At 44.7% G+C, this 14,779-nt stretch carries 14 protein-coding genes; 3 read left to right on the top strand and 11 right to left on the bottom strand.

The features are described 5' to 3' along the window. Window positions 1-11 precede the first annotated feature (11 nt). The 8 genes from JMF81_RS11040 to trxB all read right to left on the bottom strand — a co-directional run bounded on the left by JMF81_RS11040 (window position 12) and on the right by trxB (window position 9,398). Complete coding sequence (locus JMF81_RS11040; RefSeq protein ID WP_201311506.1) at window positions 12-1,214, bottom strand: aspartate kinase; 1,203 nt, start codon at window positions 1,212-1,214, stop codon at window positions 12-14. A gap of 27 nt (window positions 1,215-1,241) precedes the next feature. Beyond that, window positions 1,242-2,441: a cofactor-independent phosphoglycerate mutase gene (locus tag JMF81_RS11035; protein ID WP_201311505.1), complete on the bottom strand. Its 1,200-nt coding sequence runs from the start codon at window positions 2,439-2,441 to the stop codon at window positions 1,242-1,244. Window positions 2,442-2,473: 32 nt separating this feature from the next. After that, entirely contained in the window at window positions 2,474-2,914 is a 441-nt protein-coding gene (locus JMF81_RS11030) for an ACT domain-containing protein (protein WP_201311504.1), read from the bottom strand. A 74-nt stretch (window positions 2,915-2,988) separates the two neighbouring features. Further along, the gene (locus tag JMF81_RS11025; protein ID WP_201311503.1) at window positions 2,989-3,621 is read right to left on the bottom strand and encodes a SanA/YdcF family protein; all 633 of its coding nucleotides are present in this window, start codon (window positions 3,619-3,621) and stop codon (window positions 2,989-2,991) included. After that, window positions 3,621-4,748 carry a peptide chain release factor 2 gene (gene prfB, locus JMF81_RS11020; RefSeq protein ID WP_201311502.1) on the bottom strand — a complete coding sequence of 376 codons (1,128 nt, stop codon included), beginning with the start codon at window positions 4,746-4,748 and terminating at the stop codon, window positions 3,621-3,623. Before prfB ends, JMF81_RS11025 begins: the two co-directional genes overlap by 1 nt. An 11-nt stretch (window positions 4,749-4,759) precedes the next feature. Then, entirely contained in the window at window positions 4,760-7,333 is a 2,574-nt protein-coding gene (gene secA, locus JMF81_RS11015) for a preprotein translocase subunit SecA (protein ID WP_201311501.1), read from the bottom strand. A 261-nt stretch (window positions 7,334-7,594) separates the two neighbouring features. Further along, entirely contained in the window at window positions 7,595-8,125 is a 531-nt protein-coding gene (gene hpf, locus JMF81_RS11010; RefSeq protein ID WP_201311500.1) for a ribosome hibernation-promoting factor, HPF/YfiA family, read from the bottom strand. Between the two features lie 352 nt (window positions 8,126-8,477). Continuing rightward, on the bottom strand, window positions 8,478-9,398 hold the full coding sequence (gene trxB, locus JMF81_RS11005) for a thioredoxin-disulfide reductase (protein WP_201311499.1): 921 nt from the start codon (window positions 9,396-9,398) through the stop codon (window positions 8,478-8,480). Window positions 9,399-9,609: 211 nt separating this feature from the next. Here trxB and JMF81_RS11000 point away from each other — a divergent pair, with 211 nt between their 5' ends. The 3 genes from JMF81_RS11000 (at window position 9,610) to JMF81_RS10990 (ending at window position 11,437) form a co-directional block, all read left to right on the top strand. Further along, window positions 9,610-9,903, top strand: a complete 294-nt coding sequence (locus tag JMF81_RS11000) for an autorepressor SdpR family transcription factor (RefSeq protein WP_201311498.1) — start codon at window positions 9,610-9,612, stop codon at window positions 9,901-9,903. Beyond that, complete coding sequence (locus tag JMF81_RS10995) at window positions 9,878-10,525, top strand: SdpI family protein (RefSeq protein WP_201311497.1); 648 nt, start codon at window positions 9,878-9,880, stop codon at window positions 10,523-10,525. The genes JMF81_RS11000 and JMF81_RS10995 overlap by 26 nt, the downstream gene beginning before the upstream one ends. Window positions 10,526-10,594: 69 nt before the next feature. Continuing rightward, a complete protein-coding gene (locus JMF81_RS10990) occupies window positions 10,595-11,437 on the top strand; it encodes a MurR/RpiR family transcriptional regulator (RefSeq protein ID WP_201311496.1) in 843 nt (280 codons plus the stop codon). Window positions 11,438-11,460: 23 nt separating this feature from the next. Here JMF81_RS10990 and JMF81_RS10985 read toward each other — a convergent pair whose 3' ends face one another. From JMF81_RS10985 to JMF81_RS10975, 3 genes are read right to left on the bottom strand one after another with little or no spacing between them, the layout of a single operon-like run. Then, window positions 11,461-12,252, bottom strand: coding sequence for a PHP domain-containing protein (locus tag JMF81_RS10985; protein WP_201311495.1), 792 nt, complete (start codon window positions 12,250-12,252; stop codon window positions 11,461-11,463). A gap of 12 nt (window positions 12,253-12,264) precedes the next feature. Continuing rightward, window positions 12,265-13,092: an energy-coupling factor transporter transmembrane component T family protein gene (locus JMF81_RS10980; protein WP_201311494.1), complete on the bottom strand. Its 828-nt coding sequence runs from the start codon at window positions 13,090-13,092 to the stop codon at window positions 12,265-12,267. Then, window positions 13,093-14,778 (bottom strand): ABC transporter ATP-binding protein, encoded by a 1,686-nt coding sequence (locus tag JMF81_RS10975; protein WP_201311493.1) that lies wholly within the window; start codon window positions 14,776-14,778, stop codon window positions 13,093-13,095. It abuts the gene before it with no gap. Between the last annotated feature and the right edge of the window lies 1 nt (window position 14,779).

Raw genomic sequence — 14,779 nt, 5'->3', positions numbered from 1 at the left:
TTTTTTGATTGCTACAGTTTAAATGCGCCGTGTGCGGCGATCATTGCCTTTTCCATATCTTCTTTATTTACCAGAACCGTTACACGAATCTCAGATGTAGAAATCATACGAATATTGATGTTTGCCTCATATAATGCCTGGAACATACGGGCTGCCATTCCATAATGGTTGCGCAGTCCCACGCCGACGATGGATACTTTTGCCATCTCTGCAGTGTAGTTGATTCCTTCATAGGCGTCATCCGGAAGATGATCTTCCAGCGCTTTTACCGCAAGTTCCATATCTCCTTCTTTTACTGTAAAGGAAATATCTTTTTTGTTTCCATGACCTACAGACTGAAGGATCATGTCAACATTTACATTCTTTTTAGCAAGAACATTGAAAATCTTAAATGCCATTCCCGGAATATCTTCCACGCCGAGAACAGAAATTCTTGCTGCGTCATCGTCTCCGGCAACACCGCTGATTTCAGAAGTTCTCTTTCTTACGTTTTCTTTTACAACGGTTCCTTCTTCCTGAGTCATGCTGGATCTTACCACAAGCTGCACATCATGCTTCTTCGCAAGCTCCACTGACCTGTTATGCAGGACTCCTGCGCCCAGGGTCGCCATTTCCAGCATTTCATCATAGGTAATCTCAGACAATTTCTTTGCATCCGGCACCTTTCTCGGATCCGCTGTATAAACGCCGTCTACATCTGTATAAATTTCACATGCGTCAGCATGAAGCGCCGCTGCCAGGGCAACTGCCGTCGTATCAGAACCGCCGCGTCCCAGCGTGGTATAATTGTCAAAACGATCCACTCCCTGGAAACCGGTTACGATTACGATCTTTCGCTGTTCCAGTTCATTCAGAATGCGGTCTGTGTCAATTCTCTTGATCCTTGCGTTGCTGTATACAGAAGTTGTATGCATCGCAACCTGAAATGCATTCAGAGACACGGCCGGCACTCCTAACGCGTCCATTGCCATTGCCATCAGAGAAACCGATGTCTGCTCCCCGGTTGTCAAAAGCATATCCATCTCTCTTCTGGACGGATTCGGATTGATTTCCTGCGCTTTGGCAATCAGCTCATCTGTCATCTTGCCCATGGCTGAAAGTACCACGACTACGTCGTTTCCTTTCTGATATTCCTCAATACATCTCTTTGCTACATTTACAATGCGGTCTTTATCGCCTACAGAAGTACCGCCAAACTTTTTCACTACTAGCATCTTCGTGCCTCCTACATCTATCTTCTCTTATTTTTGTAATAAACGGTTCATCAGTTCATATCCGTATTCCATGACCAGCCCTGTACTCCTTGCTGCCGCTTCACTGTATTCTTCCTGAGATCCCAGAGATCTGCGGCTGTCATAGATCATAAACGGAATCGGATCTTTTGTATGTGTCCGGATTGCGATTGGCGTCGGATGATCCGGTCCGATCAGCATACGGAAATCTTCCCCTGCCTTTTCCAGTCCTTCTTTCACAATTCTCACTACCTGGTCGTCCAGATATTCGATTGCCTGGATCTTATGCTCTGTATTTCCCTGATGTCCCATTTCATCTGGTGCTTCCACATGAATATACGCGAAATCATCGCCTTTTTCAAGCAGGGCTTCCAGGGCAGCTTCTGCTTTTCCTTTATAATTAGTATCCAGACCTCCGTTGGCGCCTTCCACATCCAGATTTCTCATTTTGGCGCCGACCGCAATTCCTTTCAGCAGGTCTACCGCAGAAACCATTGCTCCTTTCATTCCGGTTCTGCTTTCAAACTCATCCAGAGCCGGTTTCGTTCCTGCTCCCCAGAACCAGATGCTGTTCGCTTTATTCAGGCCTTTTTCTGCTCTTGCCTCATTGATCGGATGATGATCCAGAATATCAAAACTTTTCTTCATCATCTCACGCAGTTTTTCTTCTTTTGGAAGATATTCACCAATCTTTTTTCCCAAAATATCATGAGGCGGAACCAGATCAGCCATTTTTCCATGATCCCATATGGTCAGGTGGCGGTAGCTGACTCCCGGATAGAATTTGTATTCATCATCTTCCAGCTCTTTTCTTACCGCTTCAATCAGAATCTTCGCCTCTTCGGTGGTGATTTCCCCGGCACTGTGGTCAAGGATCGCTTTGTCTTCATACTCCCCGTCTTCTTCCAAGGTGACAATGTTGCATCTTAACGCCACATCGGTATCTTTCATATCCACACCGATGCTCAGGGCCTCCAGCGGGGAACGTCCGGAATAATATTTCTGCGGATCATATCCCAGCATGGACAGATTCGCCACATCACTTCCTGCCGGAAGATTATCCGGCACCGTATAGGCAATCCCCTGTTCCGCTTTTTTTGCCATCTCATCCATAACCGGCTTATGAGCCGCCTGCAGAGGAGTCTTTCCTCCAAGGCTCTCAATCGGCTCATCGGCCATTCCATCTCCTAAAATAATTACGTATTTCATATCAGTCCTCCAGATAATTCTAGTCAGCTTATTTACTCCATGGCAATGATCTTTACACAGGAAACAGACGCAAGCTGTTCTACCTGCTGGATCATCGCCGATATATTCGTCTGCTCTGAGACAATATCTACACTGACGGTCAGAACTCCTTTTCCATTGATCGGAATGCTCTGATGAATTGTTAAAATATTGGCATGATACCGGGCAAAAACTTCCAGAATGGAAACCATAACTCCCGGCTGATCCTCAATCTCAATGACAAAGGTAATATTTTTCCCTTTTTCTTTTGCGTAAAACGGGAAAATATCATCCTTGTATTTGTAATAAGAGCTTCTGCTGATCCCTACACGTTCTGCCGCTTCCATGACAGACACCGCCTGCTTGGAATCAAGAAGCTTCTGCACTTCCAGTACTTTTAACAAGACTTCAGGAACCGCCTTCTTTTTGATCACATAATACTTTGCATCTTCCATACATCTTTCCTTCTTGTATTTCTGTGGTGTACATTTGTCTTTCTACAGAATACTATCACAGATGTTTTCCGGAATCAATAGGAAATTGGAAGATCTTTCAAACTATATTTTGGTTTTGGCTTCGTTACTTTACATTCCAGCCATGCCTTATCTGCCGCAAAGAAGTCCCGGAATCTCTCATAGTATTCTCTTTGATAGCGGCGGGCATCCGCTTTCACACAAAATCCGTCCATCCCAAGTTCACTGATCAGGAACCCTGTCCTTTTAAAATATTTTTCCTGGGTGCAGATTAAAAACTGTTTTCCTAAAAAAGCATCCCGACACCGGTAAATTGTGGAATACGTATCCAGACCGCCGTCATCTTTTAAAATATCTTCTTCTGCCACACCATGACGGAGCAGGTAATTCCTGCCTGTCTGATTTTCTTTTGCGATTCCTGACACAATGATCTTATCTGCCTTTTTTTCTTCGTACAAAGCCAGTGCTGCCGTCAGCCGGTCTTCCAGAGCATAAGACGGCGTGCCGTCCGGATGGACCAGGCATCCCGGAACAATAATAAAATCTGACTGCGGGATTTCCCCGATTTCTTCCAGAGAATACGTCTTCCGGCTGTTTTTCAGTTTCTTATTGCAGAATAAGGAAAAGGCTCCGCCAGCTGTTCCCGCCGCAATACCCGCTCCCAGCAGATATCCGATCCATTTTCTCATTACTCTCCCTCTTTCTGCTGGTTTTGCTGGTTTTCCCAGGCAAGATACGCATTCATAAAAGGATCCAGATCCCCATCCAGAACCGCAGATGGATTTCCGCTTTCTTCATTGGTCCTGTGATCCTTTACCATAGTATACGGCTGCAGAACGTATGAACGAATCTGACTTCCCCATCCATTGTCTGATACATCGCCTCTGATATCAGACAATTTTTCCAGGTGCTGCTGTTCTTTTAACAAAAACAGCTTTGTTTTTAACATTTTCATTGCCTGATCCTTGTTTTTATGCTGAGAACGTTCGTTCTGACACTGTACGACAATTCCGGTCGGTATATGGGTAATACGAATTGCAGAATCTGTCTTATTAATGTGCTGTCCGCCGGCTCCGCTGGCACGGTAAGTATCCACGCGGATATCTTCATCTGCGATTTCTACTTCCAGATCTTCCTCGATTTCCGGCATAACATCACAGGAGGCAAAGGATGTCTGCCGCTTGCCTGCCGCATTAAACGGTGAAATCCTTACCAGACGGTGGACCCCTCTTTCAGAACGAAGATATCCAAAAGCATTTTCTCCCTTTATCTTCACTGTCACAGACTTGATTCCTGCTTCTTCTCCGTCCAGATAATCCAGAACTTCCGTCTCGTACCCTTTCTTTCCTGCCCATCTGGTGTACATGCGGTACAGCATGCTGACCCAGTCACAGGATTCTGTTCCTCCTGCTCCTGCATGAAGCGTCAGAATCGCATTGTTTCTGTCATACTCTCCCGTCAAAAGAGTCGAAATACGAAGCTTTTCATATTCTTCCTGAAAACTGTCTACTGTATCCTGAGCTTCTGCAGCAAGTTCCTGATCCTCCTCTTCCTCTGCCATATCAATCAGGGTTTCCGCATCTTCAAATTTGGTCTTTAACTCTTCATATTCTTCTACTACTTTTTTTAAACTTTTTACTTCCTTCATGACCTTCTGGGATTCCTCCACATTGTCCCAAAATCCCGGGGCTTCCATGGACTGTTCCAGCTGATCGATCCGCTCTCTCTTCGCGTCTAACGCAAGAGAACCACTGAGGTCCTCCAGTGGTTCTCGAAAAGAGTTTAAAGTATATTTTAATTGTTCTAACTCAATCACTGATAAACTCCTTATTTCTTGTTTTTGCCGCAGCAATTCTTATATTTCTTTCCGCTTCCGCAAGGACAAGGATCGTTTCTTCCTACCTTTGCGCCTTTTCTGACATAAGGCGTCCTTGGTCCGTCAATATCCTTGTTGGTTCCTGTAATTTTCGGCGCTTCTTCTCTTTCGATCTTCTGTTCAATCTGTACATGGAATAAGGCACCTGCTGTCTCCTCTTCAATAGACTTGATCATATCATTGAACATATCAAATCCGACCAGACGATATTCCACAACCGGATCCCTCTGACCATATGCCTGCATTCCGATTCCTTCCCGCAGCTGATCCATATCATCAATATGATCCATCCACTTACGGTCAATGACTTTCAGAAGAATAATGCGCTCAATCTCACGCAGATCAAATCCTTCGAATTCTTTTTCTTTCTGCTCATAAAGATCCACAGCTTCCTGCTGAAGTCTCTCGATCAGTTTTTCAACTTTCTTGGATTTCCTTTCTTCTTCCGTGAGTTCAATTTTCTGCAGAGGGATGATTGGCAGCAGTTCCGCATTCAGAGCAGCCATATCCCACTCATCTGGTGACAGTTCATTGCTGATGACCTGTCTTACCCTGTTTTCCACTGTATCTTTCATCATCTTCAGAACAGACTGTTTCATATTATCGCCGTCCAGAACCCGGCGGCGCTCTTTATAGATAACTTCTCTCTGATCATTGTTGACCCTGTCATAATCCAGCAGGTTTTTACGGATTCCAAAGTTGTTGTTCTCAATCTTCTTCTGGGCTTTCTCAATGGTCCTGCTGATAGATTTATGCTGGATCTCTTCTCCTTCCGGAATGCCAAGGGCATTATATACCGCAATCATTCTCTCAGATCCGAACAGACGCATCAGATCATCCTCCAGAGAAAGATAGAATTTGGATTCTCCCGGATCCCCCTGACGTCCTGCACGTCCTCTCAGCTGATTATCGATTCGGCGGGACTCATGACGCTCTGTACCGATGATCTTCAATCCTCCAAGTTCCGCAACTCCTTCTTCCAGCACGATATCCGTACCACGTCCTGCCATGTTGGTCGCAATGGTAACTGCTCCGATCTCACCGGCATGGGATACGATCTCCGCTTCTTTTTCATGGAATTTCGCATTCAGGACACTGTGCTTGATATTTCGCTTTTTCAGCATTCTGGACAATTCTTCCGATGTCTCGATGGTGATCGTACCAACCAGCACCGGCTGTCCCTTTTTGTGGGATTCAATGATGTCATTTACCACCGCATTCATTTTTTCACGTTTTGTCTTATAAATGGCATCGTTATGATCCACACGGATCACCGGCTTATTCGTCGGAATCACGACAACGTCCATTCCATAAATCTCACGGAATTCCTGTTCCTCTGTCTGTGCCGTACCTGTCATACCAGCCTTCTTGCTGTATTTATTAAAGAAGTTCTGGAATGTAATCGTCGCAAGTGTTTTGGACTCTCTCTTTACTTTTACATGCTCTTTCGCCTCGATCGCCTGATGCAGTCCGTCTGAATAACGTCTTCCCGGCATGATTCGTCCGGTAAATTCATCAACGATCAATACCTCATCATCTTTTACCACATAATCTTTATCCTTAAACATCAGGTTATGAGCTCTCAGGGCAAGGATGATATTATGCTGGATTGCCAGATTATCCGGATCAGCCAGGTTCTCGATATGGAAAAAGTCTTCTACCTTTTTCACACCTTCCGCCGTCAGCATAATCTGTTTGTCTTTTTCATTTACAAGGAAATCTCCGTCTTCCTCGATATCCTCATTCATCAGAATGTCCATCTTGGAAAGTTCTCCGTCGGAACTTCCTCTTTCCATCTTACGTGCCAGGATATCACAGGCACGGTAAAGTTCTGTGGACTTATTGCTCTGTCCGGAAATGATCAGCGGAGTTCTCGCCTCATCGATCAGTACAGAGTCAACCTCATCCACAATGGCATAATGCAGATCCCTCTGAACCAGATCCTTCTTATCAATCACCATGTTATCTCTCAGATAATCAAATCCAAGTTCGTTATTGGTAATGTAAGTGATATCACACTGATAAGCCGCCCTTCTCGCGTCATTGTTCATGTCATTGGTCACAACGCCGACACTGAGCCCCAGAAAGTTATGCACCTGTCCCATCCACTGGGCATCACGGGTTGCCAGATAGTCGTTGACCGTAACGATGTGGACGCCTTTTCCCTCCAGGGCATTTAAATACGCCGGAAGCGTCGCTACCAGCGTCTTTCCTTCTCCAGTACGCATCTCAGCGATTCGTCCCTGATGAAGGATAATTCCTCCGATCAGCTGCACCCGGTAATGCTTCATTCCAATCGTTCGGCTGCTGGCCTCACGAACAACAGCAAAAGCCTCAGGAAGCAGATCATCCAGATTCTCTCCCATCTCCAGACGCTCTTTGAATTCTTTCGTCTTATGTTTCAGTTCTTCATCTGACAATTTCTGCATTTCTTCATCTAATGCTTCAATCTTATCTACTGTCTTGCTGATTCTCTTGATCTCCTTATCGCTATGAGAACCAAAAACCTTATCTAATAAACTCATTTCTTATTCTCCTAACTTCTCAATGTCCATACATGGTTCTATTTCCTCTCTTTTACAGCAATATATAGACTGTCATATTGTAACACTTCTAAATATAAGACGCAAGTTAACAACCTGTAAATTCTCAAAATTCTTTTCCCCCAGGTTTCTTATGAATTCCAGGGCATCTCTTTTCACAACTCCTCTTTAAAAAAACATATTTCTGCTTCTGGCAGAAAGAGAAAAAGAGAGGTCCGAAGACCTCTCTCTCATGAATACAGCTTAAAATTCCGGTTCAATCAGACCGTATGTATTTCCTTTTCGTTTGTAAACTACATTGACTTCAAAGGTATCGGAATTCCGGAATACGAAAAAGTCATGTCCCAGGAGCTCCATCTGGATGCATGCTTCTTCAACATCCATCGGTTTGATTGCAAACTTCTTGCTTCGGATGATCTGGATCTCATCTTCTTCCTCATCATCTTCCATATCCATAAATTCCTGTCTGAAGCTGGTTCCCTCATGCTTCTGATTCATCAATCTTGTCTTATATCTGCGGATCTGACGCTCGATTACATCAACTACAAGATCAATAGATACGTACATATCCTCACTGTCTTCCTCCGCACGGATAATATGGCCTTTCATAGGAATGGTAACTTCTATCTTCTGTCTTCCTTTTTGAACACTGAGGGTAACATTTACGATCGTATCGTCTACCAGATACTTGTCCAGACGTCCAAGTTTCTCCTCAACTGCTGCTCTGATTCCTTCGGTGACCTCAATGTTCTTTCCACTAATAATGAACTTCATGGCTCCCAACTCCTTTACTTTTAATGTAAATTTATTATAACATATAACCCCTGGCAATGAAACAAAATCTTTTTGGAAATACTACACAAAACAAACGTTTCCTTTTTCTGGTTTTTAACAATCGATTTTTGTCGATAACAGACTGTGGATAATGTGGATAACTTTGTGTATAACTATTTTTTGGCTTTTCTGCGTGATTTTTCATGTGGATAACTTTGTGCATATTATGTGATGTTTTTTTTCAAATACTTCTTGCATTCCTTTCTCTTATACATCTGTCACAAATCGTAAAAAAACCCTTGATTTTTAATTTTTTAGTCACCAAAAAAAATACATCTAAATTATCTGAAAATTACATTTTTTGCAGATAACGCTCCACTGACTGAACACAATTAGCTCCATCTGCGACCGCAGTCACCACCTGACGCAGATTTTTCGTTCGTCCGTCCCCACCTGCAAAAATTCCCGGCAGATTCGTGACTCCGTCTTCTCCGGCTTTGATATAGCCCTGGTCATCCATGTCCAGACGGCCTTTCAGCAGATCAGAAACCGGTTTCGTTCCCACGGCAATAAAGATTCCGTCCACATCCAGCGTCTTATCCACATGACTATCCACATTTTCAATTTGTATGCTTTCAACCTTGCTGTCACCGTCGATTTTTGTCACCACGCTGTTCCAGAGAATTTCAATTTTATCATTGTTTTTCACCTGATTCTGAAGGATTTTAGCCCCGCGGAATTCATCTCTTCGATGGATCAGATACACTTTTTCGCACATTCTGCTTAAAAAGACCGCATCCTCCAAAGCCACATCTCCTCCTCCAACGACTGCCGTAATCTTATTCCTGAAAAATGCTCCATCGCAGGTAGCGCAGTAAGAAACTCCCATACCAGCCAGTTCCTTCTCGCCCGGCACACCTAATGTCCGGTGAACCGCTCCGGTCGCCAGTATGATCGTTTTTGTCTGAATCTTCTCTCCATTTTTGAGAATGATTTCCTTTACATCTCCATCCGGCATGATATCTGTTACTTCAGCCACCTGGGTCTCAATCCCAAGTTCTCTGGCATGTTCTGCAAATTTACTGCTCAGTTCCATTCCGTTGGTCTTCGGAATCCCCGGATAATTATCTACTTCATAAGTCTGGATTACCTGTCCTCCCGGCATATATTCCTTTTCCAGTAAAAGACAGTCCAGCATCGCTCTTTTTGCGTAGATTGCTGCTGCCATTCCCGCAGGTCCGGATCCTATAATTACCAGATCATAAATCTTCATTTTTACTCATCTCCTTTTCTTTTATCTTTCTATCATTATACCTTATCCCAAACTGCAATTCCATATTCGCGCGATTTCCATGTTTTTTCTCTCCCCATTCTATTTCCCGGAATTTTCATTTTGATATTTTTCTAAATATCCTTGACTTTACATTGTATGTGCTTTATTATTTAGATAATCTTCTAAATGTTTTTTAAAAAGAGGTGATTTTTTGGGATTTCAGAAAACTTTTAAAGCATTATCCGACAGCACCCGCCGGAAGATTTTAAACCTTCTCAAACACGGATCTCTGTCCGCCGGAGAGATCGGACAGCATTTTGATATGACAGGAGCGACCATCTCTCACCATTTAAGTATATTAAAAGATGCCGGTTTGGTGACTGATGAAAAACGGGGAAAATACGTTTATTACGAACTGAATCTTTCCGTCCTGGAAGAAATCATCAACTGGCTCCAAGATTTTAAGGAGGATTTGTCCTATGAAAAAAATGATCAAGAGAAATAAAATTTGCTTTTTGATTTTTCTGTTTTCCATTCTGCTTGCCGCGGCAGTCTTTCCTTTTCTGGAAAGCCGCATTCCGATCCACTGGAATATGGCCGGTGAAATCGATGGATACGGCAGCAGATTATGGATTTTCACAGAACCTCTGATGATGCTGTTTCTTACCATCCTTCTGGATGTGACCAGAAATATTGATCCTAAGCGGGCCAACTATGTAAAATTTGAGAAAAATTTTGACGGCATCAAGGCGGCTGTCTGCCTTCTTCTCCTTCTGGTCCAGCTCATCACGACTGCTGTATGTCTCGGCATCGATGTGCAGGTTCAGATTGTTCTTCCGATTCTGATCGGCATTCTGTTTATTTATATCGGAAACATGATGCCCAAATTCAAACACAACTATTTTGTCGGTATCAAAACGCCATGGACTCTGGCAGATCCTGAAATCTGGTTTCAGACCCATCGTTTCAGCGCAAAAGTATGGTGCGCCGGAGGATTTTTCATCATTTTGTCCGCATTCCTTCCTTCTCCATTGAATCTGGGCGTCCTGCTGGCTGCCATTTTGATCCTTTGTTTTGTTCCGTTTATTTATTCCTATTATATTTACCGCAGAGGTAAAGATTCATAAAAATTTTACCTGTTTTTTATCCGCTGGTAAATATTCTGTGATATACTTTCGGCAGGAGGAGACAACACAATGACATCTTTTCAATTTCCCACAGAGGGAATTTCTTATACAAAAGCCGAGAAAAAAATCATCAATTATATTTACCAGCATCCTTCTGCTGTGATTTTTATGTCCATACAGCAGTTGTCCGAAGCGCTGGGGATTTCGGAATCTACCATCTCCCGTTTTTCCCGCCACGCCGGATACGAGGATTTCAAAGCGCTGAAACATCATCTGCAGAAATCACTGGAGCCGGATGTTTTAAGCCCCGCGGACAAGATTTCCCGCACGCTTCACACCGACGAGGCTTCATCCTTCAAGAAACTTCTGCAGAAACAGATTGAATATATGGAAGACACCATACGGCAGCTGGATTTTTCGGCCGCCTCCGAGGCCGCCGGACTCCTGGCATCGGCTTCCCAGATCCACATTTTCGGAAAGGGCGCGTCCAGAAGCCTGGCCCAGCTTCTTCATTTCCGTCTGGGGCGCTTCGGCAAATCGGTGCATATGATCCGTTCTGCCGGTTCTGAAATTTTTGAAGATCTGATCCATATCCGGTCCGGCGACTGCGTTCTTCTGTTTGGATTCCAGAAAGTTCCCCTGGAAGTCCGGGTTATTTTAGACTACGCAAAAAAACAGGAGGCTTCCACCATCCTGTTTACCAGTCAGATTTATGACTCTCCGGAGAACCGGGCCTATATCAATTTGTACGCCTACCGCGGCCAGCCGGAGGAGTATCATTCCATGACCGTCCCTACCGCCCTGGCCGACGCTCTGGTGGTTCTCACAGCTGACGCCATGGATATGCCGGTGGATACCCTGAATCAGCTGCATCAGCTGAAAGAATCTTATTCCAAAGAAATACCGCGCTGAAAAAGAGGGAATTCCCCTCTTTTTTATGCTCCTTTTACCAGAAGCGTCACATAATCTCCTCCCAGAGCATTGATCTCTTTCAGCGACTTCTTCAGCAGTCCTGCTGTTTTCACCTGGAAAGACGCCATCTGGGAGATCCGGATTTCATACGCTTCTTTCTCAATCTGCTCACGGATTTCTTTTACTGTGACACATTCTTTCTCAAATACATTGTAAATGCATCCATACTGGAAAGACTGATGGGTGTCACTTCCTGCTGCCACCTTCTTGTCAAATTTTCCGGCAAGTGCATATACCTTCTCTTTGGTGCCGGCCTCATCTTCCGCGATATCTTTCCCATTCAGATCAAAAAAGTCGAATTTCCGGATCAGATGGTCCGATAGTTCCGGAATGTGTCCGCCTTCCCGGTAAGGGTGTCCCGCTCCCACCAGCAGATCATAAGAATCAAAATACCGGCTTAAGGTCTCAAACGGAAGGAAGTTTCCTTTCTCTTTGTATGGCTCCAGTCTCTGGTTTAACTCCAGGATCTGATCGGACGGTCCGATGGAAAGCACGTGGCCGCCCTCCGCAATGTCCGTCTCCATTCCCGGGAATAGTTTAAGGCCCTGATCCGTTACATAACAGTCTCCCTCTTTCTCATAGTGATTCTCCAGATACTGATATATTTCCTGGAATCCGATGGTGTTAAAATGTTCCGTCAGACAGATGGCATCCAGACCGGCTGTTTTTGCCTCCGTCAGAAGCCAGCTGGTATAGGCTCCTGAAAAAGGCAGTTTTTTTGCTAATTTTCCATGGGTATGAAAATCTATCTTCATTTTCTTCTCCTTCTATATAGTAACAGACATGCCTATGCTTCCAAATACCCATACAACAGAGATGGCAATGAAAGCGAAATCATGTTTTACGATTTTTAAACTTGATAATTTCATTCTCTTCACTTCTTTGTTGGAAGCCGCATAACGATATCCCTTCAGTTCCAGCGCCTCCACGGTCGTCCTGGATCTTTTCGCCGTATTCAGAAGCAACGGATAAAAAGCCTGAATGATCACCTTTACCTGATAAATCAGATATTTTATCTTTCCTGAAATTCCTTTTTTCTTCGGCGCCTTTCCTCTCATGCGGTAAGACAGCAGAATATTCTGAAATTCTTCCATGAGAATCGGCAGAATCCTGTAGGCAAATGAAATACTGAAAGACAGGCGCTCCGGGCATCCAAACCACAGGAGTCCGTTGGCAAGCCGGTCCGGATCCAGCCCGGAAAATACTGTAATGGAAGCCATGGAAACGATGGCAACTTTCAGGGTCATGATCAGTACCGGAACGATTGTCTCTGCATTTCCGCCAAAAAACAGCGAAACGATCAGAAGATATCCTGTCTGGGAGAAAACGCCCAGACAGAAGACGAACATAACGAGAGGCGCTATTTTCGCCTTATAGGCAGCAGCTGCCACAAACAGGAACAGGCAGATCAAAAGAACTACATTGTCCAGAAACCAGGGCACGATCCCGAAAAAACAATACCAGATCAAAAGGACGCGCGGATCCAGCCTGGCAATGACGGTATCATCATTTCCATAGGCATTTTTCAGCACCTGGTTCCGGATATAATCAATGGATATTTTATCAAAAATACTCTCCGATAATTTTTCTTTCATTTACACTGCCTCCCTTTGAAATAAACGCAAAAACTCATCTACGGTATAGCAGGAAATCTCCGGACGGATTTCTTTCCCCATCTGGTAAATTTCCGGCGGCTGGATGCCTGCTTCCTTCATAACTTCCCGGTCGTTAAACACTTCTTCTCTCGTGCCGTCTTTTAATAATTTTCCTCCGGACAATACCAGGATCCTCTCTGCCCATTCACAGACCAGCTGCATATCATGGGTTGCGATCATAACAGTATCTGTAATGTTCTTCATATCACTTAAGGTACGAAGGATTTCCTTCCTTGTGGCAATATCCAGATTGGCGGTAGGCTCATCCAGCAGAAGAATAGACGGATTCAGCGCGATGCCGATAGCCAGGGAAGCACGTCTCATCTGTCCTCCTGACAGCAGACGCCCGTCCCGGTCCTGAAGGTCCGTCAGCTGGAACCTTTCCAGAAGCCCTTCTGTTCTTTTCTGATAATTTTCCACATCCCGTACTTTCATGGCATATTCGATATCTCTTCGGATGGAATCTTTAATAAACATTTCTTCCGGATTCTGATATACAAGAGACAGAATCTGGGAGAGTTCATTCATTTCCATTTCTTTGATGTTTTGTCCCTGCAGAAGGATTTTCCCTTCAGACGGCTTCAGCAGGCCGCACATAAGTTTCATGATCGTGGACTTTCCTGCGCCGTTGGAGCCGATCACCGCAATCTTCTCTCCTTTATGGATTTCCAGATTAAAATCATTCAGCACACGGACTGGATCTCCTTTTACGGAGCGGTATTCCACTGATACATTTTCAAATTCCAGTATGGTATTTTCTTCCGGCGGCGCGTCCAGAATCCTGGCTTTCGCCACATCCGTCTGCGGATATCTGCCAAAAAACTCTTTTCCCTCTTCCACGGTAACCGGAAGCACCGTCTCTGCGCCTCCTGCCACGCGATTGGCCGCCAGCGTAACCTGCGGTGGAAAAATATTGCTTTTCTGAAGCTCTTCCACCCGGCACAGTGCTTCCCTGGCCGGCAGTTTCCAGGCAATGCCCCCGCCGCGCATCAGCATTACATGCTTACAGTACCGGGCAATATATTCCGTATGATGCTCGATGACGATAATCGTCTTTCCATATGTCTCGTTCATTGTTTTCAGCACTTCATAAATATCTCTCGCATGAGCCGGATCCAGCTGGGCGATCGGCTCATCCAACACCAGAATCTCCGGTGACAGAGCGGCCGCTCCCGCCAGAGCAAGAAGATGCTTCTGACCGCCGGACAGCTGCCAGATATATTCATCTGTCTTGTGGGCGATGCCGCACATTTCCAGGGCTCTGCGTCCCTTCTCCTCATAATCTTTTACGTCAAAATTCAGGCACGCAAAGGACGCGTCATCCAAAACCGTCGGCCGTACGATCTGATTTTCGAAATCCTGATACACATATCCGATTTTCTGCGCCAGATCACCGATTTCACACTCTCTCGTGTCAAGACCTCCGATGACAACCTTTCCTTCCATGTCGCCCGCTGTAAAATGAGGGATCAGACCGTTGAGTGTCTTACAGAAAGTGGATTTCCCGCAGCCGTTGTTTCCAACGATTGCGAGAAAATCTCCCTGTTCGATCTCAACTGATAAATTTTTTAACGTTGGTTCTTCGGCACCAGGATAAGTAAATGTCAAATTCTCAATCTGGATCATT

Origin of the sequence: Anaerostipes butyraticus, assembly GCF_016586355.1 — a bacterium.
GTDB lineage: Bacteria > Bacillota > Clostridia > Lachnospirales > Lachnospiraceae > Anaerostipes > Anaerostipes butyraticus.
This window is presented reverse-complemented; position numbering and strand designations above follow the sequence as displayed.